At 40.5% G+C, this 25627-nt stretch carries 25 protein-coding genes and 2 pseudogenes; 7 read left to right on the top strand and 20 right to left on the bottom strand.

Features of this window, described 5'->3' with window-relative positions; genetic code table 11:
• Positions 1 to 92 precede the first annotated feature (92 nt).
• The 18 genes and pseudogenes from rseB to gpt all read right to left on the bottom strand — a co-directional run bounded on the left by rseB (position 93) and on the right by gpt (position 18735).
• Positions 93 to 1037 carry a sigma-E factor regulatory protein RseB gene (rseB, locus tag DX522_RS05910; protein ID WP_005694898.1) on the bottom strand — a complete coding sequence of 315 codons (945 nt, stop codon included), beginning with the start codon at positions 1035 to 1037 and terminating at the stop codon, positions 93 to 95.
• Positions 1038 to 1106: 69 nt separating this feature from the next.
• On the bottom strand, positions 1107 to 1688 hold the full coding sequence (locus tag DX522_RS05905) for a sigma-E factor negative regulatory protein (protein WP_115180135.1): 582 nt from the start codon (positions 1686 to 1688) through the stop codon (positions 1107 to 1109).
• Positions 1689 to 1709: 21 nt separating this feature from the next.
• Positions 1710 to 2285, bottom strand: a complete 576-nt coding sequence (rpoE, locus tag DX522_RS05900; RefSeq protein ID WP_005694902.1) for an RNA polymerase sigma factor RpoE — start codon at positions 2283 to 2285, stop codon at positions 1710 to 1712.
• A 116-nt stretch (positions 2286 to 2401) separates the two neighbouring features.
• Positions 2402 to 2659, bottom strand: a complete 258-nt coding sequence (locus DX522_RS05895) for a succinate dehydrogenase assembly factor 2 (protein WP_005694903.1) — start codon at positions 2657 to 2659, stop codon at positions 2402 to 2404.
• An 85-nt stretch (positions 2660 to 2744) separates the two neighbouring features.
• A complete protein-coding gene (locus DX522_RS05890; RefSeq protein WP_115180134.1) occupies positions 2745 to 4421 on the bottom strand; it encodes a fructose-specific PTS transporter subunit EIIC in 1677 nt (558 codons plus the stop codon).
• 4 nt (positions 4422 to 4425) lie between these two features.
• Positions 4426 to 5367, bottom strand: a complete 942-nt coding sequence (fruK, locus tag DX522_RS05885) for a 1-phosphofructokinase (RefSeq protein WP_032822496.1) — start codon at positions 5365 to 5367, stop codon at positions 4426 to 4428.
• 3 nt (positions 5368 to 5370) lie between these two features.
• Positions 5371 to 6891, bottom strand: coding sequence for a fused PTS fructose transporter subunit IIA/HPr protein (gene fruB / locus DX522_RS05880; RefSeq protein ID WP_049380518.1), 1521 nt, complete (start codon positions 6889 to 6891; stop codon positions 5371 to 5373).
• Between the two features lie 74 nt (positions 6892 to 6965).
• A complete protein-coding gene (locus tag DX522_RS05875) occupies positions 6966 to 7496 on the bottom strand; it encodes a hypothetical protein (protein WP_049375880.1) in 531 nt (176 codons plus the stop codon).
• An 80-nt stretch (positions 7497 to 7576) separates the two neighbouring features.
• Positions 7577 to 8887, bottom strand: coding sequence for a hemolysin family protein (locus DX522_RS05870; protein ID WP_115180133.1), 1311 nt, complete (start codon positions 8885 to 8887; stop codon positions 7577 to 7579).
• 112 nt (positions 8888 to 8999) lie between these two features.
• A complete protein-coding gene (locus tag DX522_RS05865; protein ID WP_115180132.1) occupies positions 9000 to 9524 on the bottom strand; it encodes a DUF1523 family protein in 525 nt (174 codons plus the stop codon).
• A 26-nt stretch (positions 9525 to 9550) separates the two neighbouring features.
• Positions 9551 to 10332, bottom strand: a pseudogene (locus tag DX522_RS05860) (YchF/TatD family DNA exonuclease).
• 3 nt (positions 10333 to 10335) lie between these two features.
• The gene (locus tag DX522_RS05855; protein ID WP_115180131.1) at positions 10336 to 11319 is read right to left on the bottom strand and encodes a DNA polymerase III subunit delta'; all 984 of its coding nucleotides are present in this window, start codon (positions 11317 to 11319) and stop codon (positions 10336 to 10338) included.
• Positions 11316 to 11948 (bottom strand): dTMP kinase, encoded by a 633-nt coding sequence (tmk, locus tag DX522_RS05850; RefSeq protein ID WP_115180130.1) that lies wholly within the window; start codon positions 11946 to 11948, stop codon positions 11316 to 11318. The genes DX522_RS05855 and tmk overlap by 4 nt, the downstream gene beginning before the upstream one ends.
• Positions 11948 to 12997 (bottom strand): endolytic transglycosylase MltG, encoded by a 1050-nt coding sequence (gene mltG, locus DX522_RS05845; RefSeq protein ID WP_115180129.1) that lies wholly within the window; start codon positions 12995 to 12997, stop codon positions 11948 to 11950. The genes tmk and mltG overlap by 1 nt, the downstream gene beginning before the upstream one ends.
• Before the next feature lie 63 nt (positions 12998 to 13060).
• Positions 13061 to 13993: a peptidylprolyl isomerase gene (locus DX522_RS05840; protein WP_115180128.1), complete on the bottom strand. Its 933-nt coding sequence runs from the start codon at positions 13991 to 13993 to the stop codon at positions 13061 to 13063.
• A 77-nt stretch (positions 13994 to 14070) separates the two neighbouring features.
• Positions 14071 to 14610 (bottom strand): bifunctional pyr operon transcriptional regulator/uracil phosphoribosyltransferase PyrR, encoded by a 540-nt coding sequence (pyrR, locus tag DX522_RS05835; RefSeq protein ID WP_115180127.1) that lies wholly within the window; start codon positions 14608 to 14610, stop codon positions 14071 to 14073.
• Positions 14611 to 14688: 78 nt separating this feature from the next.
• Positions 14689 to 18167, bottom strand: a pseudogene (dnaE, locus tag DX522_RS05830) (DNA polymerase III subunit alpha).
• A gap of 109 nt (positions 18168 to 18276) precedes the next feature.
• Positions 18277 to 18735: a xanthine phosphoribosyltransferase gene (gpt, locus tag DX522_RS05825; protein WP_049364228.1), complete on the bottom strand. Its 459-nt coding sequence runs from the start codon at positions 18733 to 18735 to the stop codon at positions 18277 to 18279.
• Between the two features lie 111 nt (positions 18736 to 18846).
• Here gpt and DX522_RS05820 point away from each other — a divergent pair, with 111 nt between their 5' ends.
• Positions 18847 to 20295 (top strand): aminoacyl-histidine dipeptidase, encoded by a 1449-nt coding sequence (locus tag DX522_RS05820; RefSeq protein ID WP_115180126.1) that lies wholly within the window; start codon positions 18847 to 18849, stop codon positions 20293 to 20295.
• Between the two features lie 52 nt (positions 20296 to 20347).
• On the opposite strand, the gene htpX is transcribed toward DX522_RS05820, so the two are convergent.
• Together htpX and mobA are read right to left on the bottom strand one after the other, a co-directional pair.
• Complete coding sequence (gene htpX / locus DX522_RS05815) at positions 20348 to 21199, bottom strand: protease HtpX (protein WP_262054289.1); 852 nt, start codon at positions 21197 to 21199, stop codon at positions 20348 to 20350.
• A gap of 78 nt (positions 21200 to 21277) precedes the next feature.
• A complete protein-coding gene (gene mobA / locus DX522_RS05810) occupies positions 21278 to 21844 on the bottom strand; it encodes a molybdenum cofactor guanylyltransferase MobA (protein WP_115180124.1) in 567 nt (188 codons plus the stop codon).
• Between the two features lie 66 nt (positions 21845 to 21910).
• On the opposite strand from mobA, the gene DX522_RS05805 reads away from it, so the two are divergent.
• The 6 genes from DX522_RS05805 (at position 21911) to DX522_RS05780 (ending at position 25559) form a co-directional block, all read left to right on the top strand.
• The gene (locus DX522_RS05805) at positions 21911 to 22177 is read left to right on the top strand and encodes a YihD family protein (protein WP_049355575.1); all 267 of its coding nucleotides are present in this window, start codon (positions 21911 to 21913) and stop codon (positions 22175 to 22177) included.
• Positions 22178 to 22186: 9 nt separating this feature from the next.
• Positions 22187 to 22792 (top strand): thiol:disulfide interchange protein DsbA, encoded by a 606-nt coding sequence (gene dsbA / locus DX522_RS05800; protein ID WP_115180123.1) that lies wholly within the window; start codon positions 22187 to 22189, stop codon positions 22790 to 22792.
• A gap of 55 nt (positions 22793 to 22847) precedes the next feature.
• Positions 22848 to 23183, top strand: a complete 336-nt coding sequence (locus DX522_RS05795) for a DUF413 domain-containing protein (protein WP_049364310.1) — start codon at positions 22848 to 22850, stop codon at positions 23181 to 23183.
• Between the two features lie 101 nt (positions 23184 to 23284).
• Positions 23285 to 24376 (top strand): tRNA (uridine(54)-C5)-methyltransferase TrmA, encoded by a 1092-nt coding sequence (trmA, locus tag DX522_RS05790; RefSeq protein WP_115180122.1) that lies wholly within the window; start codon positions 23285 to 23287, stop codon positions 24374 to 24376.
• Positions 24358 to 25125 (top strand): class I SAM-dependent methyltransferase, encoded by a 768-nt coding sequence (locus DX522_RS05785; protein WP_115180121.1) that lies wholly within the window; start codon positions 24358 to 24360, stop codon positions 25123 to 25125. Before trmA ends, DX522_RS05785 begins: the two co-directional genes overlap by 19 nt.
• Positions 25119 to 25559 carry a SoxR reducing system RseC family protein gene (locus DX522_RS05780; RefSeq protein ID WP_262054171.1) on the top strand — a complete coding sequence of 147 codons (441 nt, stop codon included), beginning with the start codon at positions 25119 to 25121 and terminating at the stop codon, positions 25557 to 25559. Before DX522_RS05785 ends, DX522_RS05780 begins: the two co-directional genes overlap by 7 nt.
• The last annotated feature ends 68 nt before the right edge of the window (positions 25560 to 25627 follow it).

Below are 25627 nucleotides of genomic sequence, written 5' to 3'. Positions count from 1 at the left end.
CCCCGCAGGACGGGGTTTAGCTATCAAAATCCATTAGGTGAAGAAAGTATAGCAAGGGGACATAAAATAGCAACTTTCTCACTTCTAGTGAATTATTTTAGGAATGTTACACCTTGCACAATTCGCTTAGCAGCGGCAATTGGAAGCTGTCCGATAAAGGTAATTTCTTTATCGCCCATTACTTCACTGTAAATCGTATAAGCCCCTTGTTTCCACGTATTTTCTTTTGCAGCGGTGCTGTCGGCTTTATTGACATAAAGGGTGAAAGTGAAAAGACCATCACTAAATAACGCATTTTCAATCACTTCACCATCTATCACATCTTGATTTTGTCGAACTAAATCAAAACCTTGTGGTAACCAATCAGTTTTCCAATTGATTGAAAGCGATGACTCTTGTTTCCCTTCACTTAAAAGTGGTGGCACTGACACCTTATTAAGGTAATCTGTTAAACCTCGTAGACGATTATCGATATATAACGTGACCACACGGAATTGATCAAGCAACTTACCTTCGCGATCAAGCATATCACCACGCAATAACAAACTATTTTCTTCATCTAAGAAAATGAGATATTGATAGCGAAAATCGTCTTTTGGCACAATGCGAATGGTATCGACAAATCGTCCTGCAATTCGGTCTTTTCCAAGCTTAATAAAATCATAATTCTGACTAAGCTTACTAAAATCAGTACGAATTACTGCAGGTAGTGCATCCACAATTTCACCACTGTTAATTGTGAAAGCACTTGAACCTGGCTGGAAATAGCTGACTAAATTACCGCGTTGGATGATTTCTTGTTGTTCACCATCTAATGTCACCAATTGTGCATACACTTTTTGCCCTTGCTTAATATGACGATAACGGAACGAGTCCATATTCGTTGGCGTAGTTTGCACAAAAGCAATCTCATAATTTAAATCCCGCATTGCTTGCGACATTTTATTTAATGACTGGATTGGCTCTTCTGCAAATGCCGTAAAAGGCAATAAGAATAATCCTAAAAGTGCGGTTAATTTGAGAAACGTTTTTTTCATAAATAAATCAATTGATCCATAAAAAAATTCACCACGCCTAGGTGGTGAATTATCGATTAATTGCTGTAATTATTTCGCTTGGTTGCTACCCACATTTAAGCTATCTGCATGCATACGACGCTGTAATTCATAGTTTTGCAACATCGTACCAATACGGCGATTTTTCTGCTCAACCTGTTCCGAAGTGGCTACATCTTTGGTCGGAGCGTTGTAACTTACTTCTTGAACAGAACTGTTAAATGGCAAGGTTTGTAAAACTGGGTTTTCAGGTGTAACCGAGGTGTTTTTCGCATTAAATGATTGTACACCTACTACTGCTACTAAACACACACCTGCAGCCACAGCAATTTGTGTCATTGGTGCAAAGAATGCTTTTAATTTTTGCACGAATGGTAAGCTATCGGCTTCCTCCAGTGTTGGTTGAGAAACAGTAATCTCAACATGTTTTACTTCTTCTAATTCAATTAAATCAGCCATTTTCGCCGTAAAATCAGCACCTAGCAACACTGGTGACTCTTTACGCATTACTGCTCTTACGGTGTGATATGCCGCCCAAGATTCTTGTGAATCTTTATCCTGACAAAGTTGTTCCGTCAACTCGGCACTGACTTCTTCTCCATCCATATAGGCTGAAAGTAACTCTTTTTGCATTTTATAAACTCCGACTTTATTTTAACGTTGCATAAGCGGTTGTATTTTGTTCTCAATCACTTCCCGAGCACGGAAAATGCGAGAACGTACAGTGCCTACTGGGCAATCCATTATTTCTGCGATTTCTTCGTAACTTAACCCTTCAAGTTCACGCAAGGTAATCGCGGTTCTTAAATCTTCCGGCAAACTGTGAATAGTATCAAATACCACTTTTTCAAGTTCGCTAGATAACATTTCATTTTCAGGGGTATCTACATCACGTAAATGGGTTCCCACATCGTAGCCTTCGGCATCTTCAGCCAGAATATCTTCGCTCGGTGGACGGCGCCCCTGTGCCGTTAAGTAGTTTTTCGCCGTATTTACGGCAATTCGATATAGCCAAGTGTAGAATGCACTATCGCCCCGAAAAGATTCAATGGAACGATAAGCCTTAATAAAGGATTCTTGTACAACATCTGGAATGTCGTTATGAGAAATGTAGCGGGTTAAAAGTCCGGCTACTTTATTTTGATAACGAGAAACCAATAAATTAAAGGCTTTTTTATCGCCTTGCTGCACTCTTTCTACCAAAGCCTGATCTGTTAGCTGTTCAGCCATATATCTCCTATGCTACGTCTAACACGCCTTCATATATTCAAGACAGCAAGCTATTGTTGCTTTATCAGACAGAGTTAAAATTGAAAAGTTCCTTATGTATAAAAAATTTCAAAAAATTAACGAACGTTCGTTTTCTGCACATCCTGGATATATTCAACCATCGCTTGCACTTCAGCATCTTCTGATTGACTGCCATTAAAAAACCACGAAAAAAGCTGTAAATCCGTACTGGCAAGTAAACGAATAAAAATATCTTTTTTATTATCAGTCAGTTGGTCAAAATGCGCTTTATAAAAAGGCATGATAATTTTATCCAACTCAAGCATGCCTCGACGACAATCCCATTCAATGCGGAGTTTATTATACTTATCCATAATTCCTCCCTAAATCATTGTAATTATACCTGATAAATTAAAAGTGCGGTTAAAAATTACCGCACTTTTTAATCGAAAAAATCGATTATTCTGTCACTTTTGGCTTAATTACCGCATAGATCACGCCAGTTAATAATGCACCTATTGCAATTGCACCTAAGTAGAGTAATGGTTCAGAAACAAAAGGAATCACAAATAAACCACCGTGTGGTGCTTGCAGAGAAATATTTAATGCCATTGAAATTGCGCCAGCAGTTGCACCACCGATAACCGAGCTAATAATCACACGTAATGGATCGGCAGCCACAAACGGCAATGCGCCTTCAGAGATAAAGCATAAGCCTAAGACAAAAGAAGCTTTACCTGCATCACGTTGATTGCTGGTAAATTTACTGCGTGCAATCCAAGTTGCAATCGCCATACCAATTGGCGGCACCATACCTGCTGCCATAGCGGCGGCCATTGGGGTGTGAACTTGAGAGGCCAACATTCCCACGGAGAACGTATAAGCTGCTTTGTTTACTGGCCCCCCCATATCAATACACATCATCGCACCGATAATCGCACCCAACACCATCGCATTAACTTCACCCATGGATTTCAACCAATCACTTAAGGTGGTCATAATTTGTGAAACCGGTGGGTTAATCACATAAATCATGGCAAGGCCGACAATCAAAGTACCAAAGAGCGGTAGAATTAAAATCGGTTTTAAGGAAGTTAAACTTGCCGGCAATTTAATGGTTGCATTTAATCCTTTCACCACATAACCCGCTAAGAAACCGGCGATAATCCCACCTAAAATCCCTGCACCTGCTGTGGTGGCTAACATACCGCCAATGAGACCTACCGCAAGCCCTGGACGGTCTGCGATAGAAAAAGCCACATAGCCGGCAAATACTGCAATCATTAGATGGAATGCTGCACCACCACCGATATCCATTAAGGCTTTTGGAATACCATGGAAAATCGTTTCATCTTTGAAGGCTTCGATACCAAACATAAAGGAAATCGCGATTAACAAACCACCAGCAACCACCAACGGCAACATGTGTGATACACCTGTCATCAAATGTTTATAGACGCCTTTTTTCTCGCCGCTTTCTTCTGATTTAGCAGAAGATTTTGCTGCGCCACCTTCATAAATTTTCGCTTCTTTAAATGCCTTATCAAATTCCTGTGCCGTTTTCTTTAACGCTAAACCAGTCGACGTACGATACATCAGTTTTCCTTGGAATTTATCTAACGGCACATCAATATCCGCCGCAACAAAGACTAAATCTGCCGCAGCGACTTCTTCAGGGGTAATTTCATTACCGGCGCCCACTTGGCCACGCGTTTCGACTTTTACCTGCCAACCTTGTTTTTTCGCATAGGTTTCAATGGCTTCAGCAGACATAAAGGTATGCGCAACACCCGTTGGACAAGCTGTAACCGCGACGATATTTTTAACGCCAGAAACGCCGCCAAATCCAACTGCACTTTGAGTAGGTTGAACATAATCCACTGCTTGATTGAGTGCATTCGTAAGCATTACTTCAGGTGAAGCAATCGCCACATCTTCATTGGCTAAAAAGACTTTTTTGCCCACAAGTTCAGCAGAGTTTGGCAAACTAGATCCGAAAACAATCACTAAATCCGCCTCTTTGGCTTGTTCAACCACAATATGATTGGCTTTTTTCGCTGCCACGCTCAATGCTTGGCGAAGTAAATAGGCTTTTGCCGCACCAATTTGCGGAGATTGAGTTAAAAACAAATTCATTACATTATCCTTCAATCACAGAAATTTTGACATTCGCCAGAATTGGCTCAAGCAAGGCGATATCACTCACCCCCACGTTACTTTGCGAAACAGCAAAAGCAGAAACAGCACTTGCAAACGCTAAAGTTTCCGCTTGAGACAAGCCTTTTTCAATACCGAAAATTAAGCCAGCCACCATAGAATCGCCTGCGCCTACAGTGCTCACCACATTTTCACATTTAGGTGGTTGAGCTTGAATAACAGCTTGATCATTCAGCCATAAAGAACCATTCTCGCCCATCGAAATAATCACATTAGCAATGCCTTCTGCTTTAAGTTTTTTAGCTGCAGCAATAATTTCATCAAGAGAATTTAGTGGGTGACCAATCCACGCTTCCAATTCACGATGATTTGGTTTCACCAACCAAGGATGGGCTTTCAAACCTGCTGTGAGTGCAGCATTACTGCTATCTAATACGACTTTCACACCAGCTTGATGTAACTGATTAAGCCAATCTGCAAATAATTCAGGACTGACACCACGCGGTAAACTGCCGCAAACCGCAACGATGTCAAAGTTTTGGCAATACGCTAATGAATCTACTGTAAATTGCTGCCAAGCTTCTGGGGTGATTTGATAACCTAAGAAATTTAGGTCTGTCACATCGGCTTCGGTTTCCGTAATTTTTACGTTAATGCGAGTTTTACCTGCTACGCGATGAAATTTATCTTCTAAGCCTTGTTTTTTAAATAGGGTTTCGAAATCACCCACGTTGTCTTCACCTAAGAAGCCACCAACCGCGACATCTACGCCCAAGTCTTTCAACACCTTGGCAACATTAATGCCTTTTCCGGCAGGGAAAAGACCAAGTGTTTCAACAGTATTCACTTCGCCGATTTCAATACGCGACAAACGCCCGACTAAATCGTAAGCGGCATTTAAGGTAATTGTTGCTACTTTTGCCATCACTTACTCCTTACCTTCACCTAAACCGCTTTCAATGACTGCGCCGATACCGTCAATCGCTTGTTGAGCTTCTTCACCGCTCGCCACAAAACGTAAGCGATGACCTTTCACGACACCGAGCGCCACAATTTTCATCAGACTTTTTGCGCTGACTAATTGGCTATCACGATCTAAGTTTTGTACCGCAACAGACGCATTGTATTTTTTCACTTCATTAACCAGTACCGCACTTGGACGAGCATGTAAACCATGTTCATTACGAATCATAAATACGGCTTCAATGGCATCGGCTGGTAAACCTGTTTTTTCTTCGTGAATTTGTGGTGCGTGCTCACTGCTTACTTCAATGGTATCCGGTTCAGCTGGTGGCACGGTAGAGACCGCTTCGCCAAGCCCACTCGCAATAATCTTACCTAAGGCTTCAATGGCTTGTTTTGCATCATCACCTTCTGCCACAAAACGTAAGCGATGACCTTGAGTCACACCCAATGCCACGATTTTCATTAAACTTTTTGCACTAACCAGAGCGGTTTCTCGAGTAAGATTTTGTACGGTAATCTTGGAGGCGAATTTTTTCACTTCATTAACAAGTACGGCACTTGGGCGAGCATGCAAGCCATGTTCATTACGAATCGTAAAGGTACCAATCACTGTACCTGTCGCGATTTGGTCTTCAGATTGAGTAGCTGGCGAAGCCGGCACTTTACCGCCATTAAGTGCGGTCAAAATTTGCTGCGTATTACCACTTAATAAAATATTTTGGACTTCATCATCCAATAAACGTGCTAACGTCTCATTGATTTGGTCACTGACAGCCGAAATCGTCAATACACCTTTCACCGCTTTGCCATTATGATTAAAAATGGTTTTCGCACGACTGAATGCCAACGCATTTTTCACGTTACCAGATACGGCATCTGTTACCCATAACCCTTTGCCAAGTGGCAGAGCAGAATTGGAGACTACTTCAGAAACAAAGCTATTTTCAACCGCACTTTGCTGTTGTAATTTGCCTGCATTGATAGCGGTAAGGGTGAGCAAACTTTGCGTTTCAATATCTAAACTTAATGTTTCTTCAGTCATGCTAAAAGCATCGCTTTCACCTAATAAAATCGCACGGAATTTTTCAACATCTGCTAATGTCGCCAACTGTGCTGCGGTGTCTTCATCACCTAAAACATGCGTTAATTGACGAAGTAAAGCAAGATGCTCATCAGAACGGGCAGCAATACCAATCACAACATAAGCAATATTGCCTTCTCCCCACTCAATACCTTGTGGAAATTGGAAAACTTGTACACCAGTTTTTTTCACCATTGAACGGGTTTCTAATGTACCGTGTGGAATCGCAATCCCATTGCCTAAAAAAGTGGAGGTTTGTTGTTCACGTCCAAGCATGCCTTGCAAATAACCTTGTTCAACATTGCCAGCTTGCTCTAACGCACTTGCAGCCATTTCAATAGCTTGCAGCTTATTTGTTGCTGTAGCATTTAAATGAATGTTGCTTTCCGAAAGTTCTAACATTCTTGCTCCTTCACATTGATGATTTAAAAAAAGAAAAGCTGCTGATGAGATCGCTCATCAACAGCTCAAATTGATTATTGGCCGGTACAGGCTTTGAGTAGCATTTCGCTACCTTGGGAAATGTAAGCGTCATTTTCACCGCGCTCTTTGCCTTTTTGCAAATCACGCATTGCATCGTAGATCCCTTGTGTCACACTTGGTGAATCCACTTTTTGCCAACAATTCGCGCTTAAGCGGCTGAAGTTGGTTTGTAATGCTTCTGCATGCAACACACCACTGTAGTAAGCATACACATCAGAGTCATGACCACCCGTGTAGAGTTTATCTTGAATTTGTTTGATTGGTACAACAATACGACCGAGATACCAGTCATTTGCACCACTTGCAAAATTATCCACAAAGAAATTTTTTGTTACACGATCTTTATACGTTGCCACAGTGGCTTCATAAGCTGCCGCATAAGATTTTTGATCGATTTTATCTTTATCTAAATCAATGACCTTTTTGTCTTTACCCATAAACGGAATGTAAGAGGTTATATCTGAAATTGAAGAACAACCTGCAAGCATTATTGCTACAAAGAATACCGAGATTTTTTTAAACATTAAATTTTCCTTATTATAAGCAGTTAAAACTGCTGTTAATTATACTTAGAATGAGGGATTAAGCAAGGCGACGCCTAGTACTACGCCGACTCTTTGCTTACACTGCTGTCTTTGACAATAGAAACTAAAATTTGATCAATTTTGAAGTTTTCAGTATCAATAACTTCAAATTTATATTTATCGTATAACACAAAATCGGTTTTTTTCGGGATTTTGCGTAACATATACATCATAAAGCCACTGATAGTTTCGTAATTTTCTGAATCAGGGAAAGATTCAATATCTAAAGCACGCATAACATCTTCGAGCGGCGTTGCACCATCAATCAACCAAGAGTTTTCATCGCGACTGACGATTTGCTCTTCTTCGTTGGAAACCAATTCGCCCATCACAATACTCATCACATCGTTCAAGGTAATTAAACCCATCACAAGTGCATATTCATTGACGATAATGGCAAAATCTTCACCCGTAGATTTAAATAACTCCAATACCTCGTATAACGAAAGCGTGTCTGGAATAAATAACGCTTTACGCAATAAACGGCTATCGGTTAAATCCACTACTTCCTGTTGAAGATAGAGTGTTAATAAAGTATGAGATTCCACATAACCTAAGATCTTATCCAAACCATTATCACAAATCACTAATTTAGAATGAGAGTCTGCTGATAAGGTATTCAACACTTCCTGACGGGAGAAAGTGCGGTCTAAAAACACGATATTTTCACGGGTTGTCATCGTGGAAGAGACTGTCCGCTCTTGCATATCAAAGATATTCTCAATTAAATAATGCTCTTGTGTTTTTAACACCCCCGCTTCAGCCCCAGCTTCCACTATTGCCACGATATCCTCTGGTGTCATATTATCTTCACGCTTAGTGGATATCCCCATTAAATGAAAGAAGATATTAGAAAGACCATCAAAAAACCATACAATAGGTTTTAAGAAGAAAATGAAGACTTGCATAATGCCAATAGTCCGTAACGCAACACCTTCAGGATTAATCAGTGCAAGACGTTTCGGAATTAAATCAGCTAATAAAACAAATGTTGTTGTTACCAGGAAAAAAGCAATCCAAGAGGAGGCTGGCTCAACCCATTCTGCCGTAGTGTATTCATGTAAAAAACTCTGTAAGTGAAGACTAATGGTTGCTTCACCAATCACACCGCCAAGTACGGCGACCATATTAAGTCCAATTTGTACTACAGTAATGAAACGCCCTGGCTGTTCCTGTAATTTTAAAACTTTCTCCGCTTTAATATTACCTTCATTGGCCAACGTTTGTAATTTAATGCGTCTTGCACCCGCGAGAGAAATCTCAGCTGATGATAAGATTGCACTGACAATAATTAATACGATTAAAATAAAAATCGCTGCAGATAAACTCATAATGTTCTCTTTATTGGTTTTAAAGTGCGGTCAATTTACCGCTGGTTTTTAGGTTAGAAATGTGATTATTAAATTATGAGGGCGTGCTTTGACACCCCATATTTGAGAAACGCTAATTTTCGCTGTCGAACCAGCCACGTACAAATTGTATAGAAAGGAAAAGAGTAACTAATAAGAAAGCATAGAATACCCAAGATAAAATCGGATGGCTTGGTGTCACATCGCCACTAATTTCTTTCACCGAAACCGCATTACGATATTCATCGAACATCGTCATACGCCAACCATAATACTTGATTTGTACTAATTTGTTTTCATTACCCAAAGCTTGCACTTGAGCCTGTAAGTTCGCTGAACCAAATTTAAAGTAAAACGGGAAACCCCAACGAGTATCTTCATTACGATACACCATGATTTTGCCATCATCATTTTGTGTATTGATAAAATACACATCGCGCGTTGGACCATCAGCCGGATTCGATTTTGTAATCGGGCCATCTTTATCCACACGTTTCACTTCCACACCGGTTACTCGCGTTACATCATAGTGCGGGAAAACGTAGTCCACCACGGCAAACATAAAGCCGTGGAAAACAAAGATCACTAAAAATAAAAAATATTTAAAAAACTTACGCATAAAACTCTCTCATTTAAATCGATGATTTATTGTACATTAATTTTAAATAAACGCTCGAAGTTTTGTGTACTAATTTGTGCAAACTCTTCCATAGACAGCCCTTTTAGCGCTGCCACATACTCGCATACTTCACGCGTATAGGCAGGCTGATTCTCTTTACCACGATAAGGCACGGGCGCTAAGTAAGGCGAATCTGTTTCAACTAACAAACGATCTGCTGGTACATAACGAATAGCTTCACGAATACTTTCCGCATTTTTAAAGGTTATAATGCCTGAACAAGAAATATAAAAGCCTAAATCAAGTGCCTTTTTCGCAAAATCCAAGGTTTCCGTAAAACAATGAATTAATCCACCGCACTTTTCTGCATGGTGCTCACGCAACATGGCAATGGTATCTTCTGGCGCTGAACGCGTATGAATAATCACGGGTTTATCCACTTCATTAGCAATTCTGATTTGATCCGCAAAAACCGTTTGCTGCAATGCCTTATTATCTGCACTGTAATAATAATCCAAACCAATTTCGCCAATTGCGATCACTTTTTTATCTTGGATAAACGTAATAAACGCTCGGCATCGTAAGGTTCTTCTTCAAGATCTAATGGATGCACACCACAAGCTAAAGACACATTCGGAAATTTTGCTAACTCAGGGTAAGCTTTTTCAAAACGGCTTAATGTTACGCCAATCGCCAATAAATGCTTCACATCTCGCGCTTGGGCTTTGGCCACTACATCAGCAATATCTTTGTGTAAATTTTCATAATCCAATGCATCTAAATGGCAATGGGAATCTACGATAAACATAATTTAGTCCTTAAATACCTCGGTAATTAACTTTGTCAAACCATCTAGTAACATTAATTCTGTGTTAACGCCGTTGATAGTGAGTAAATCCGAACGTACTTTTTGCATAATTTTATTTGCGGTTAATAACCCAAGCGCTGTTTGCTCGTCTGCAAATTGAGTTACACCTGTTTTAAGATCAAGTGTTTGCCAGCCACTTTGTATTTCGAGTTTGTATTTAATGGCATCGCTTAAAAACGCTAAAATCCAATCTACTTGCTGTACGGTGCGTTCTTTTTCAAAGAAAGGCAAAATCTCCAAAGGCGAACGACGACGATAAAAAAGCCAAAATTGACGTAGGAAATTCTTCCGTTGTTCAATTAATCCTTGCTGAAGTGTGTCTAATGCTAACAGTGGACGACCCAAATTCATCGCAAGTGCAGCAGTCAATAATTCTGATGTTTCTGCCTGAAATTGAGAGGAAAGCCAAGTTAAGGCTTCTGCTTCCGTTGGCAAAGGCACATTCCACACTTGGCAACGGCTGTAAATAGTCGCTAACAACGAAGAGGATGGCTCTATTTGCAATAAGAAATACGTGTTCGGACGCGGCTCTTCCAAGGTTTTAAGCAATGCATTAGCTGCCGCTTCCGTAAGACGTTCTGCATCTTGAATATATACTAATTTATTGCCGTTTTGTTGCGCGTGTTGGCTGACAACTTCATTAATCGCCCGTACCTGATCAACACCAATGTCTTTGCCTTCTTGAGAGGCTAAAACATGAAAATCAGGGTGGCTGTGCGCTGCCATTAAATGGCAAGCATGACAATGGCCACAAGGTTCATTATCTGGCGTTTGACACATCATGCGTTTTGTCAAAGCCTCAAACAAACCTTCAGCACCTAGACCTTGATCAGCTTTAATCAATAATGCATGATGCCCCAAACCTTCGCTAAAAGTTTGGCTAATTTTGTGATAAGTAGGTACTAACCAAGGATAAAGTTCACTCATTTTACTTGTGAAACCCACCAATTTTTGACCGCACTTTGAATGTCTACTTGTACTTGTTCCAAGGGCTGACCTGCATTAATAATCGCAACTTTTGGATTGTTTTGCACCAATTCCAAATAACGTTGGTGGGTGCGATAGAAAAAATCGAGTCCTTGTTGTTCTATACGATCTAATTCTCCACGTCCTCTTGCACGAGCTAAACCTTCTGCAGGAGCAATGTCTAAATACAGTACAAAATCAGGCTCAAAATTGCCTAATACCATATTTTTTAAATTCGCCATAAGCGTTTGGTCAAACTGACGCCCACCACCTTGATAGGCTTGTGAAGACATATCATGACGATCACCCAGCACAATTTTACCTTCTGCCAATGCTGGCTTAATCACATTTTCTACCAATTGAATTCGTGCCGCATAAAGCATTAATAATTCCGCTTTATCCGTAACAGGTTCTTCTGTTTCATGTTTAATTAAATGGCGCAATTTTTCTGCTAATGGTGTACCACCAGGCTCCCGAGTAAACACGATATCGCTTACACCAAGGGATTTTAATGTATCTACCACCGTTTGCATGGCGGTACTTTTACCTGCGCCTTCCAACCCTTCAATCACGATAAATTTGCCTTGCATTAATTGGCTCCTTTTTGTTGGTTACGATACCAACGTAAATATTCTTGCACGGCTTTATTATGCTCGTTCAGATTACGAGTAAATTTATGGCCGCCACTTCCATCGGCAACAAAATAATAAAAGTCCGTTTTAGCTGGATGAGCTACTGCCTGCAAAGCACTTTCACTCACCATCGCAATTGGTGTTGGTGGTAGCCCCTCAATCATATAGGTATTGTAAGGGGTTATCGTTTCCAAATCTTTCTTACGAATATTACCGGTATAACTCTCACCCATTCCATAAATCACGGTTGGATCAGTTTGTAGTTTCATATTGGCTTTCAAACGATTAATAAATACCGAAGCCACTTGTGGACGCTCCGCCGCAACTCCAGTTTCTTTCTCCACAATAGAAGCCAAAATCAGCATCTGATACGGATCCGCTAATGGGAGATTTTCATCACGTTCATTCCACGCTTTATCTAAGGCTTTTTGTAGACGAGTCGTTGAACGTTTTAATAATTCAAGATCTGTTGAGTTTGGCGTGTAATTATAGGTATCTGGATACAACCAGCCATCCATGTTATTCCATTCGTAAACGGCTTTTGCAACAGCTGGAATATCCAATAACGCCATAATTTCTTTATCACTTTTACCTTGCAAGGTTTGTTTTAAGTGCGGTGCGTTTTCAAGGTTTTTACGCCATTCCTTGAATGTTTTACCTTCAATAAACTTCACACTAAATTGTGCTTCCTTACCGGAATTAATCATATCCAATAAATCTTGCAACGTTTTCACACCCGTTAAAGAATAAGTCCCCGCTTTCAGTTTGTTTAGCTTCGGTTGTAATTTCAATAACCAAGGCAACAAATCCGCATGATCAAGAATTTTTTCTTGCTCTAATAACGCAGCAAGTTTACTACCGGTGGTGCCTCGTTCAATCGTAAGCAATTGATCTTGTGTGACATTCACCGGCGTATGAACAAACTCCGTTAGTTTTTGATACCCCCAAAAACCAACACCGCCAAGAATAAGCAGAAGAATCAATAAAAAGACAAAAAATTTTTTCATGCGTCACTCATTTTATAAAAACGACAAAAGGGGCCAAATGCCCCCTTATTCTAATGTTTTCTGTTATTTATCGAAATATTGAATATCAGCATTTTTACGTAATGCTTTCACCCAGTCTTTGGTTGCTTCTTGTAATTGGCTATTTACAATTTGTTCGTAAGCTTTTTGACGATAGGCATCTTCTGTTTTATCGCCATCACGACTGCCAGTTACTTCAAGGATATGCCAACCAAATTCAGATTTAAATGGCGCTGAAATGGTACCTTGTGGTGTAGTTTCAACCATTTTTGCAAATGGGCCTACATAAGCCTCAGGGAAGGCATAGCCTAAACTTCCGCCATTCGCACCTGATAAATAATCTTTAGAATATTTTAATGCGGCATCAGCAAATGTCATTTTGCCCGAAATAATCTCGCTACGAATACGTTCTAATTCTGCTTTTGCTTGGGTATCGTTCAGTAACGGGTTTAGTTTTAATAAAATATGACGAACTTCATACTCTTTGCCCATCACTTTTTGTGCCGTACCTTTTGCTTTTGCTTCATCGAGCATTTGTTTACCCAATGCATCCACTTGCTCACGAGTGACATCTACGCTGTTTTGAATAGCATGATTACGCACGCCAGCCATTAACATTTGACGAGAGATTTGTTGTTTAAATGCATTTAAGGAAATACCTTGATAATCCAATGCATCTAAGAATTGACCATAAGTTAAACCATTTTTTGCCGCAATATCTTCTACGATACGGTTTACTTCCGCTTGGTTTACTTTTACGCCTGATTCCTTGATAGCCTTATCAGTCAGCATATCATCAATAATCTTATCTAATGCGGCACGTTGGCTACCTTTCTTGCCCATTACAGCATTCACTTGGCTTTGTAAAATTGGTGTGCCATTTACGGTCGCCACAACGCGTTCTTCTGCTTGTACTTGAGAAAAAGTAAACAGACCGATCATGGCAAATAAAAAAGATTTTAACATTGATTTTTTCATTTTAGTTGTCTTAAAAAATAATAGGATAATGCTCGTTAGATTATCAATTTTATCAAAGGTTCACAATAGGCTGATCGTTATTTTGGCAATAACGCCACTTCATAACAACCATCATATTTTAATGTACGCACCTGAACTTGCTCATCACGGGAAGTCGGCACATTTTTACCCACATAATCGGCCCGAATAGGCAATTCACGGTGTCCACGATCGACTAAAATCACCAATTCAATTTTAGCTGCTCGACCAAAATCCGTTAACGCATCCATCGCAGCACGAATAGTTCTACCGGTAAAGAGCACATCATCGATCAAAATGACTTCTTTACCCTGAATATTCATATAACTTGAAGCACCACTATACACAGGAGTTGGATTTTCAGGTTCAACATACTCTAGGTCATCGCGGTAAAACATGATATCCAATTCCATCATTGGAAGACTTACTCCATTTAACTCTTCAATACGACGTTGAATCAATTCTGCAATTTCTGCTCCTCGACGTTTCACCCCAACTAAAATCACATTATCGAAATCTTGGTGCTTTTCAATAATTTCATGGGAAATACGTGAAATGGTGCGTAAAAATCTGTCTGCATCAATAATGATTTTTTCCATTTTATCTCTCGCTTTGTTTACATAGCCCAAGTGCGGTTAAAAAAACACTGATTTTTTGACCGCACTTTTACTGGAATATTAGCCGAATTCTAGCTCTACCGCATTTTCACCGAGCAAATTCACCAATTCTGTTAGTATCTCATCCGTTGGTGTAATCGACCATTGAATCCCTAAACGCAATAACGCACGGCCTTTTGCACTTTGATAATATACGTTAATTGGTAAAGTACCGCCACTAACAGGTTCTAACCTTTCTTTCAGTTTCTTAATAAAACTTGGGCTAATCTGCTCCTCGGACAAACTGATTGCCAAAGATTTCGCATAACGGGAGCGCGCCTCATCTAAAGTCATCAAATCCCGTACAGACATTTTTAATCCACCTGAAAAATCGTCAAAACTTACTTGGCCAGATACCACCACAACCGTGTCTTTTTGCAGTTTTTCACCGAATTGGTCTAAGCTTTCCCCAAACAGAGTTAAGTCCAAACGTCCAGAACGATCATCTATGGTTGCAATACCAATTCGATTGCCTTTTTTCGTTGTTGCAAAGCGAGTTGATACTAACAAACCAGCTGCTGTGCTAATTTGTCCACGGCGATTCGGTGTCAGATCTTTTAATCGCGTAGAGCTGTAATGAGAAAGCTCTTTTAAATAACGACTTACCGGATGGCTGCTTAAATACAAACCAAGGGTTTCACGCTCACCATCTAGAATTTGTTTTTCTGTGTAAGGTGGCGTGTGGGCATAAGCATTTTCCACTTCTTCGTGTGTTTCTGTTAGCACACCGAACATATCAGTTTGCCCCATGGCCTCATCTTTTGCATGCTGATCAGAGGCTTTGAGTGCATCTTCTAGATTCTTAGATAATGCTGCACGATGTGGTCCTAGCTTATCAAATGCGCCTGACATAATCAGACTTTCAAAGGTACGACGGTTAATTTTTTTCAGATCAACGCGAGCACATAAATCAAATAAATCTCTGAAAATTCCACCTTCATTACGCGCGGTAATTAGAGCTTCAATAGGACCTTCACCCACGCCTTTAATCGCCCCAATACCATAAACAATTTCACCATTTTCATTCACACTGAAATGATGTTTCCCTACGTTAATATCTGGTGGGGTGACTTTTAAGCCCATACGCAAACATTCATCGTATAAGCCGACAATTTTATCCGTATTATCCATTTCCGAGGTCATTACTGCTGCCATAAACTCAGCAGGGAAATGGGTTTTCAGCCAAAGGGTTTGATAAGATACCAATGCATAGGCAGCGGAGTGCGATTTATTGAAACCATAGCCGGCAAATTTTTCCACCAAGTCGAAAATTTTCATGGAAAGCTCGCCATCAACCCCATTTTTTTCAGCGCCTTCTTTAAACACTGAGCGCTGTTTTGCCATTTCTTCTGGCTTTTTCTTACCCATCGCACGGCGTAATAAGTCCGCACCGCCAAGAGTATAACCTGCTAGCACCTGAGCAATCTGCATCACTTGTTCTTGGTACAAAATAATACCGTAAGTTGGCTCTAAAATCGGTTTAAGGCTTTCATGTTGATAGTTTGCATCAGGATAAGACACTTCTTCTCGACCATGTTTACGGTCAATAAAGTTATCCACCATGCCCGATTGCAATGGACCTGGTCGGAATAACGCCACCAACGCGATAATATCTTCAAAACAGTCTGGCTGCAGACGTTTAATCAAATCTTTCATCCCGCGCGATTCCAGCTGGAATACGGCAGTCGTTTCAGACCGTTTCAGCAACTCAAAGGATTCGGGATCATCTAATGGAATGGCGGCAATATCGACTGGAGGTTTGCCTTCACGAGTAAGGCGGGCATTAATCATATCTAGTGCCCATTTGATAATGGTGAGCGTACGCAAACCTAAGAAGTCAAACTTCACTAAACCGGCATATTCGACATCATTTTTATCAAAGTGAGTAACCGGATGAAGCCCCTCGTTGTCACAATAAAGTGGCGCAAAGTCTGTAATCAAAGAAGGGGAAATCACCACGCCACCCGCGTGTTTACCCGCATTTCGAGTAACACCTTCTAGCTTACGTGCCATATCAATTAGGGCTTTAACTTCTTCATCTGAATCATATGCCACTTGTAACTGTGGTTCAGCCTCAAAAGCCTTGGCTAAGGTCATGCCTGGATCCGGTGGAATCATTTTCGAAATACGATCCACAAAACCATAAGGATGGCCTAATACGCGACCCACATCTCGAATTACCGCTTTGGCTGCCATGCTACCGAAAGTAATAATTTGTGATACCGCACCACGACCATAGGTTTCTGCCACATGATCGATAACGCGATCGCGTCCGTCCATACAGAAGTCGACGTCGAAATCGGGCATGGAAATACGCTCCGGATTGAGGAAACGCTCAAAAAGAAGATCGAATTCAAGAGGATCTAAATCGGTAATTTTTAGTGCATAAGCCACCAATGAACCCGCACCAGAACCACGTCCTGGTCCAACTGGGATATCATTATCTTTTGACCACTGAATAAACTCCATGACGATTAAGAAGTAACCCGGGAAGCCCATTTGGTTGATCACATCGAGTTCGACTTGAAGACGCTCATCATATTCCGGTCGTCTCTCTGCCCGCACTTTATCATCGGGAAATAAAAACACCAAACGCTCTTCCAAACCCTCTTTGGCTTTCATCACCAAATAATCTTCCGTACTCAGATCGCCTGTTGGGAATTTTGGAAGGAAATACTCACCCAAACGCAAAGTGACATTACAGCGTTGCGCAATTAATACCGTATTTTCAAGCGCAGAAGGAATGTCAGCAAATAATTGACACATCTCTTCTTCTGAACGGAAATATTGTTGCTCGGTATAACGTTTTGGACGTTTCGGATCATCAAGGGTATAGCCATCATGAATAGCAACTCGAATTTCGTGTGCCTCAAAATCATCAGGCGCGAGAAAGACAACATCATTGGTTGCGACAAGCGGTAAATCATGGGCTTCAGCAAGTTTTAATGCGGCTTGAATATAACGTTCTTCATCTGGACGCCCCGTTCGAGAAAGAGAAAGGTAAAAATGGTCTGGAAAAAATTCTTGATAAAAACTGACCGCACTTTCAGCTTCGGAAATATTTTCTTTAAGGAGTTTTTTTGCAATATCGCCTTGTGTGCTACCTGATAAAACAATTACACCTTCACGGTGTTCAATCAACCACTCCTGGTCAATATAAGGTAGATCCACATAGCCACGTTGATAGGCTTTTGAAAGCAGTAATGTGATGTTTTTATAACCTTCATTGTTCTTAGCAAGTAAAGTGAGAGTGAATAATTCCTCACCACATAACTCGCTTTTAACATGAACATCAGCGCCAATAATCGGTTTAATCCCGAAGAAAGGGTTTCACCATAAAAACGCACCACACCACAAAAATTAGTAAAATCTGTTAATGCCAACGCGACCATGTTATCTGCTGCACACGCCTTGACTAATGGTTTCACTTTCGCGATTCCATCAATCATAGAAAAATCAGTGTGCGTACGAAGATGCACAAAACGCGGTTTGGCTGACATTCAAATTCCTTGTTAAGTAAAAGTGCGGTTAATTCTAACGGGATTTTGCAATTGGCTCAATAAAACAAAATGCGAGGCTAAACCCCGCATTTCCAATTCATATTTGTAATTATTTTCTTGCCAATGGTGGCACGAAAGTTAAACCTAAATCCCAAGGTTGTTCAATCCAAGTATTTTGTGGAATATCAATCACGTAATCATCCACTAACTCAGCTCCTGCAGGTTTTGCGAATACTGTGACGAATTTCGCTTTCGGATACATTTCACGAATTGCACGAGCGGTATTGCCGGTATCCACTAAATCGTCTACCACAATCATTCCTTCACCATCACCATCTGCGCGGTGTAATACTTTTAATGCACCTTGTTCATCGTGATCATAACTGGCAATACACACGGTTTCTACGAAACGAATATTTAATTCGCGAGCAAGTACCGCTGCTGGGAATAAACCACCGCGGCTTACTGCAATAATACCTTTCCACTGAGTGGCAGGAAGTAAACGTTCCGCTAATTTACGGGCATGCATTTGGAACATATCCCAAGTCACAACATATTTTTCGCTCATAACAAATACCTTAAACTTTGTCGCTAAATAAAAAAATTGCAGAATTTTAACCCGAAATGGCGTTTTATGCTATGATTTCCGCAAAAATTTTAATGAAAAAAGGAGTTCATTATGTCAGAAATTACCACATTACAGCCGCAATTACTTTGGAAATGGTTTGATCAAATTTGTGCGATTCCACATCCATCTCATCACGAAGATGCGCTCGCGACCTTTATTGTTAACTGGGCGAAAGAAAAACAATTTTTTGCCGAGCGTGATGAAGCCGGTAATGTATTAATTCGTAAACCTGCCACAGCAGGAATGGAAAACAGCCAACCTGTTGTATTACAAGCACATTTAGATATGGTTCCGCAAGCGAATGAAGGCAATCCACATAACTTCGCTCAAGACCCAATTCGTCCTTATATTGATGGGGATTGGGTAAAAGCACAAGGCACCACACTTGGCGCGGATAACGGTATCGGCTTAGCCTCGACCTTAGCGGTATTAGAAAGTACCGATATTGCACACCCACCACTTGAAGTGTTACTCACCATGACTGAAGAAACCGGCATGGATGGTGCCGTACACCTTCGCCGTAACTGGTTAAAATCAGAAATCTTAATTAATACGGATACTGAAGAAATCGGTGAGATCTATATTGGTTGTGCTGGCGGGGTTAATGCTAATGTTGAACTACCTGTTCACCGTGAAACCAATTCATTCAGCCATACTTTGCAAATTAACTTAAAAGGTTTGCGTGGCGGTCACTCTGGTTGTGATATTCACACCACACGTGCGAATGCAATTAAAGTATTGGCGCGTTTATTAGCAAAACTTTCACAAAATCAACCGCACTTTGCCCTTGCAGAAATTCGCGGAGGCTCAATTCGTAACGCGATTCCACGTGAATCCGCCGCAACCATTTGCTTCAATCATGATGTAGAAAGCGTAAAAAGTGCGGTCAAAAATTTTGAAGTTTTATTGAAAGATGAGCTTGCTATCGCTGAACCAAACTTAACCTTAACCGCTGAGCTAGTTGAAAATCCACAACAAACTTTCACGCTTGAAACCACCCAAAAAGTGATTAATTTGCTAAACGTCTTACCAAATGGCGTAATCCGCAACAGTGATGTAATCAAAAATGTCGTGGAGAGCTCGTTAAGCATTGGTGTATTAAAAACCCTTGAAGATAAAATCAAAGGTACCATTCTTATTCGCTCATTGATTGAAAGTGGCAAAGAATATGTAGAAAACACCTTAACATCACTCGCCAAACTCACGGGTGCAACAGTTGAATTTTCAGGTTCTTACCCTGGTTGGAAACCGGTAAACGACACGGCAATTTTAGCCTTAATGAAAAAACATTATGCAGAAGTGCTTGGCAAAGAGCCTGAGATTAAAGTGATTCATGCGGGGCTTGAATGTGGCTTATTGAAAGAACATTATCCAAATATTGATATGATTTCTGTAGGGCCAACTATTCGTAATGCGCATTCGCCAGATGAAAAAGTCCAAATTTCAACAGTACAAACGTACTGGGAATTACTCACTAAAGTCTTAGCGGATATTAAATAATCTACAAATAAAAAGGGCTAAATATTACATTTAGCCCTTTATTTTTTATCTTTTATAAACTACGTAATGCTTCGATACGCTTTTCAAGTGGAGGGTGACTCATAAAGAGCTCGCTACGTTTGCCATTAATCATAAAGGCATTAAGTAAACCTTCCATCTCTTGCGGCTCATGAATTTGTTGTAAACGTTGCAATGCCGCAATCATTTTTTCTTTACCGACAAGCTGTGCAGAACCTGCATCTGCACGGTATTCACGATAACGTGAGAACCACATCGCGATAATGCTCGCTAAAATACCAAACAAGATTTCTAACACCATTGAGACTAAGAAGTAAATGCCTGAGCTGCGACTTTCTTCATCGCCATTACGAGAACTTGCCACTACATTGGCAATCACGCGAGATAAGAAAATCACAAAGGTATTCAATACGCCTTGTAATAAAGTCATGGTCACCATATCACCGTTCGCTATGTGTGAGACCTCGTGAGCCAATACCGCCTCAGCTTCTTCTTCTGTCATGGAGTTTAATAAGCCCGTACTAATCGCCACTAAAGAATTGTTTTTAGTTGCCCCCGTAGCAAAAGCATTCGCATCATTAGAATGGTAAATCGCCACATCAGGCATTGGGATACCTGCTTGTTGCGCTTGACGGCGTACAGTTTCCATTAACCAACGTTCAGCTTGATTACGTGGTTCAGTAATCACTTCCGCGCCCACAGAATGCAATGCCATGGTTTTTGACAAAAATAATGAAATCAATGATCCGGCAAAACCGAAAAGCATTGCCATAATTAAAATGCCACCTGTACTATTTCCTGCAATACCGGTCACATTTAAAATAATCCCTAACACAAGCATCACAGCAAAGTTAGTGGCTAAAAATAAAAGGATTCGCATCATAATAAAGTTCCTCAATAAAATAGAAAGTAAACACTGCAATAATGGAGAATTTTTTACAAAATTCAAGGTTAAACAAATAATTTATTGTAAATCTTCTAAGGTATTAAAATTTACAAATCGTCCCTCTTGTTCGTCAAATTGGACAGCAACCGCGCCATTTTTGTTCATAAATTGTAATAAACGACGTTCGCCCTCGTTTAAATAGGCTCGTAATTTTTCTTTAAGCTGAACGGACATCAAACAAAATGTCGGGTGTTCACGCTCTTTATCTTTTGCATAAGCCATTAAAGTGCGATCATTTTTAACCGCACTTTTTAATTTTTCTAATAAGTTTTGTGGAAAATACGGACTATCACAAGGCACAAAAAGTACAAAATCTGTTTTAGCTTGTTCGAGTGCTGTTAACATACCGCTCAATGGCCCCTGAAAATCAGGCAATTCATCTGAAAATACAGGAAAACTCCATTGTGCATATTCCGCATGGTGACGATTAGCATTAATTGAAATATCAATCACTTGAGGTTGTAAGCGCTCAATCACATGGCTAATTAATGGTTTATTTTGTAAAAGCTGTAAGCCTTTATCTGCTCCGTTCATTCGACGCGCTTTTCCACCCGCTAAAATAACCGCACTTATTGTGTATTTCATATTTTCTTATTGCCTTATTTGAAGTATGATCTAGCCCTATTTTTCTCTATTTAAAAGGAAATAGCAATGAAATGTAAACGTTTAAATGAAGTATTGGAACTTTTACAACCTTATTGGTCTAAAGACCCAGATCTGAGCTTGTTACAAATTCTGCAAAAAATTGCTGATGAAGCAGGATTTGATAAACCGGTAGCAGAATTATCTGATGAAATTATTATTTATCATTTAAAAATGCACGGCACAGATAAATTTGAGCCAATCCCAGGCATCAAAAAAGATTATGAAGAAGATTTTAAAACCGCATTGTTAAAAGCTCGCGGAATTATTAAATAAGGAAAACAAATGAAAAAAGTTTTATTTTTACTCGGTGCTTTATTTTCATTTAATGCATTCGCAGCCAACCTAGAAGAAGGCAAACAATACGTTCAAGTGAGTCAAACGGCTTCCGCACAACCAGAAGTGATTGAATTTTTCTCTTTCTACTGCCCGCATTGCTATGCTTTTGAAATGGAATACCACATCCCAAAACAAGTTGCGGAAAGCTTACCAAAAGGCACTGAATTTAAACAATATCACGTCAATTTCTTAGGTCGTCAATCTGAAAACCTCACTCGTGCATGGGCATTAGCGATGGCACTTGGTGCAGAAAGCAAAGTAAAAGCGCCTTTATTTGAAGCAGCACAACAAGATAAATTAAGCTCAATGGACGATATTCGCAAAATTTTCATTGATAACGGCGTTACAGCTGAACAATTTGATAACAACATCAACAGCTTTGCTGTAAACGGTTTAGTGAATAAACAAGTAAATGCAGCGGAACAGTTTCAAGTACGTGGCGTACCTGATTTCTATGTCAATGGCAAATATCGCGTAAACCCTGAAGGCTTAAATTACGACGATTTCGTCAAAGATTATGTAGAAACCGTGAAAGGTTTATTGCAAAAATAAAAAAAAATTGGTTTAATGCCTGCCGTTTTTAAATATAAAGAAGAGAGATGATATTATGGCTGCTAGTTTCAGTGTTACTCGTCGTTTTTTTGACGACAAAAACTACCCACGCGGATTTTCCCGTCACGGTGATTATACAATCAAAGAATCCCAAGTATTAGAGCAATATGGCCAAGCGTTTAAAGCATTAGATTCAGGCGAGCGTAAGCCGACGACAAAAGAAGAAAAAGAATTTGTTGCTTTTTGCCGTGGTGAACGTGCACCGGAAACTTTCTTCGAAAAAACGTGGAATAAATATCGTACTCGCATTAACACAACAAAACGTGTTTACACCTTATCAGGTGATGTGAGCGAAGCGGCTTCTGGCGGCGAAGATTATTCTGGCGAATAATACATTTTAAAAGGCAGGCAGAAGCTTGCCTTTTGCTTTTTTACTCAATCCCCATGCTTGCCAAGGGCTGTGGGATATTTATTATTCAAACGTAAACATCAATGCAACTACCCATTTCCCAATATACCGAACTCCTGCAAAAAAAGACTGAAAAGCTGACCGCACTTTTGCAGCCCTTTAACGCCCCAGAAATAGCCGTGTTTGATTCGCCGACTAGCCATTATCGGATGCGTGCAGAATTTCGTATCTGGCATGATAAAGGCGATTTTTATCACATTATGTTTGATCAAAGTACCTTGCAACGTTATCGAGTGGATGAATTCCCAATTGCCAGCGAACTGATCAATCGCATGATGAAAAGCTTACTGCCATTGTTAAAAATGCAGGAAGTATTACATAAAAAACTGTTCCAAATTGATTATTTGAGCACGCTCAGCAATAAGATTATTGTAAGCCTGCTTTACCACAAGCAACTCACGGAAGAATGGCAAAATGCTGCCGAAAACTTGAAAGGCGAATTACAACAACTTGGTTTTGATGTGCAGTTGATTGGTCGTGCGAGTAAACAAAAAATCTGTTTAGAGCAGGATTTTGTCGATGAAGTATTACCGGTAAAAGGGCGCAATTATGTTTATCGCCAAGTGGAAAACAGCTTTACCCAGCCTAATGCAGCTGTAAATTGCAAGATGTTGGAGTGGGCGATTGATTGCACCCAAGGTTCGCAAGGGGATTTATTGGAGCTGTACTGTGGTAACGGCAATTTCTCTATCGCCCTTGCACAAAACTTCCGTAGAGTGCTTGCTACCGAAATCGCCAAGCCATCCGTGGCTGCCGCACAATTTAATATTGCGGAAAATGGTATAGATAATCTACAAATTATCCGTATGTCCGCAGAAGAGTTTACCCAAGCAATGAATGGCGTACGTGAGTTTAATCGCTTAAAAGGCATTGATTTAAAAGCCTATCAATGCAATACGATTTTTGTTGACCCACCCCGAGCAGGTCTTGATCCTGACACGGTAAAACTGGTGCAGAATTACGATCGTATTTTGTATATTTCCTGCAATCCACATACCCTTTGTGAGAATTTACAAACCCTAAGCCAAACCCACCGCATTGAAAAGGCGGCGCTGTTTGATCAATTCCCTTACACAGATCATATGGAAAGCGGCGTATGGCTGGTGAGAAAATAAAAATTCAACTGCTTGCCGAAGCGGGAACATTGTCAGAATTGACCGCACTTTGTTCCCCTTTTGGTATCGAGCATTGTACTGAAAGTCCGCTTGCATTGGTGCGAACAGAAACCCATCTTGCCCTGCGTAAACTAGACGAGCCCAAGTTGGGCGATGTGTTTGTGGATTTTGTTGCCGGTGCGATGGCTCATCGTCGTAAATTTGGTGGTGGACGTGGCGAAGCTATTGCCAAAGCTGTAGGCATTAAGGGCGCAGAATTGCCGAGCGTAATTGATGCCACAGCCGGACTTGGTCGAGATGCCTTTGTTCTAGCTTCTATCGGTTGCCAAGTGCGTTTAGTAGAACGTCATCCAGTAGTATATTTGCTATTGCAGGATGGGCTCAACCGTACCTATCAGGATGCAGAAATAGGCGAAATGATGCAACAAAATATGCGTTTACTAGATATTCATCATATTGCCGAACTCAATCCACAAACCGAGAGTGCCGATGTGGTGTATTTGGATCCAATGTATCCGCACAAACAAAAATCCGCCCTAGTTAAAAAAGAAATGCGTGTATTCCAACATTTGGTTGGCGCCGATTTGGATGCCGATGAGCTCTTGACACCTGCGTTACAATTAGCCCGTAAACGTGTGGTGGTAAAACGTCCTGATTATGCGGAATTCTTAGCGCAAAAAGCGCCCCATGTCAGTCGCGAAACCAAAAACCACCGCTTTGATATTTATATGGGAGAAGCGCAATGCTAAAAGAAAGTGCAGTTGTGATGAGCTATGATGCAGAAACGGGGCTTGCTAAAGTGAAATGTCAATCACAAAGCGCCTGTGGGGCTTGTTCAGCTAGAGAAGCCTGTGGAACAGCTTCCCTGTCTGAACTTAACGGAAAGCGAGGCGAGCATATCTTCACGCTAGAAACCATTACGCCACTGCGCACAGGTCAAATGGTAGAAATCGGTCTAGAAGAAAAATCCATGCTTTTCTCCGCACTGTTAATGTATATCGTGCCACTTTTCACGCTATTAATTGCAACATTACTTTCTAGCTATATCAGTGAAAATGAACTCATCCGTGCAATTTTAATCTTTATTTTGACCGCACTTTCCTTTGTGATGGTTAAGCGTTACACCCGAAAACTTGGCCAACAAACGGAGTTTCAGCCTATTTTATTGAGAGTGTTGTCTTAAGCCAAGTTTTTAATAAAGCGTAGTCGAAAAGCCATATATTTTACGCTATGATACCAGACACCTTATAA

The sequence above is a fragment of the Haemophilus parainfluenzae genome (genome assembly GCF_900450995.1).
Classification (GTDB): Bacteria; Pseudomonadota; Gammaproteobacteria; order Enterobacterales; family Pasteurellaceae; genus Haemophilus_D; species Haemophilus_D parainfluenzae_O.
This window is presented reverse-complemented; position numbering and strand designations above follow the sequence as displayed.

Coding starts and splice junctions, on each gene's coding strand:
- rseB (WP_005694898.1), bottom strand. CDS start 1,037: ATGAAAAAAACGTTTCTCAAATTAACCGCACTTTTAGGATTATTCTTA.
- DX522_RS05905 (WP_115180135.1), bottom strand. CDS start 1,688: ATGCAAAAAGAGTTACTTTCAGCCTATATGGATGGAGAAGAAGTCAGT.
- rpoE (WP_005694902.1), bottom strand. CDS start 2,285: ATGGCTGAACAGCTAACAGATCAGGCTTTGGTAGAAAGAGTGCAGCAA.
- DX522_RS05895 (WP_005694903.1), bottom strand. CDS start 2,659: ATGGATAAGTATAATAAACTCCGCATTGAATGGGATTGTCGTCGAGGC.
- DX522_RS05890 (WP_115180134.1), bottom strand. CDS start 4,421: ATGAATTTGTTTTTAACTCAATCTCCGCAAATTGGTGCGGCAAAAGCC.
- fruK (WP_032822496.1), bottom strand. CDS start 5,367: ATGGCAAAAGTAGCAACAATTACCTTAAATGCCGCTTACGATTTAGTC.
- fruB (WP_049380518.1), bottom strand. CDS start 6,891: ATGTTAGAACTTTCGGAAAGCAACATTCATTTAAATGCTACAGCAACA.
- DX522_RS05875 (WP_049375880.1), bottom strand. CDS start 7,496: ATGTTTAAAAAAATCTCGGTATTCTTTGTAGCAATAATGCTTGCAGGT.
- DX522_RS05870 (WP_115180133.1), bottom strand. CDS start 8,887: ATGAGTTTATCTGCAGCGATTTTTATTTTAATCGTATTAATTATTGTC.
- DX522_RS05865 (WP_115180132.1), bottom strand. CDS start 9,524: ATGCGTAAGTTTTTTAAATATTTTTTATTTTTAGTGATCTTTGTTTTC.
- DX522_RS05855 (WP_115180131.1), bottom strand. CDS start 11,319: ATGAGTGAACTTTATCCTTGGTTAGTACCTACTTATCACAAAATTAGC.
- tmk (WP_115180130.1), bottom strand. CDS start 11,948: ATGCAAGGCAAATTTATCGTGATTGAAGGGTTGGAAGGCGCAGGTAAA.
- mltG (WP_115180129.1), bottom strand. CDS start 12,997: ATGAAAAAATTTTTTGTCTTTTTATTGATTCTTCTGCTTATTCTTGGC.
- DX522_RS05840 (WP_115180128.1), bottom strand. CDS start 13,993: ATGAAAAAATCAATGTTAAAATCTTTTTTATTTGCCATGATCGGTCTG.
- pyrR (WP_115180127.1), bottom strand. CDS start 14,610: ATGGAAAAAATCATTATTGATGCAGACAGATTTTTACGCACCATTTCA.
- gpt (WP_049364228.1), bottom strand. CDS start 18,735: ATGAGCGAAAAATATGTTGTGACTTGGGATATGTTCCAAATGCATGCC.
- DX522_RS05820 (WP_115180126.1), top strand. CDS start 18,847: ATGTCAGAAATTACCACATTACAGCCGCAATTACTTTGGAAATGGTTT.
- mobA (WP_115180124.1), bottom strand. CDS start 21,844: ATGAAATACACAATAAGTGCGGTTATTTTAGCGGGTGGAAAAGCGCGT.
- DX522_RS05805 (WP_049355575.1), top strand. CDS start 21,911: ATGAAATGTAAACGTTTAAATGAAGTATTGGAACTTTTACAACCTTAT.
- dsbA (WP_115180123.1), top strand. CDS start 22,187: ATGAAAAAAGTTTTATTTTTACTCGGTGCTTTATTTTCATTTAATGCA.
- DX522_RS05795 (WP_049364310.1), top strand. CDS start 22,848: ATGGCTGCTAGTTTCAGTGTTACTCGTCGTTTTTTTGACGACAAAAAC.
- trmA (WP_115180122.1), top strand. CDS start 23,285: ATGCAACTACCCATTTCCCAATATACCGAACTCCTGCAAAAAAAGACT.
- DX522_RS05785 (WP_115180121.1), top strand. CDS start 24,358: ATGGCTGGTGAGAAAATAAAAATTCAACTGCTTGCCGAAGCGGGAACA.
- DX522_RS05780 (WP_262054171.1), top strand. CDS start 25,119: ATGCTAAAAGAAAGTGCAGTTGTGATGAGCTATGATGCAGAAACGGGG.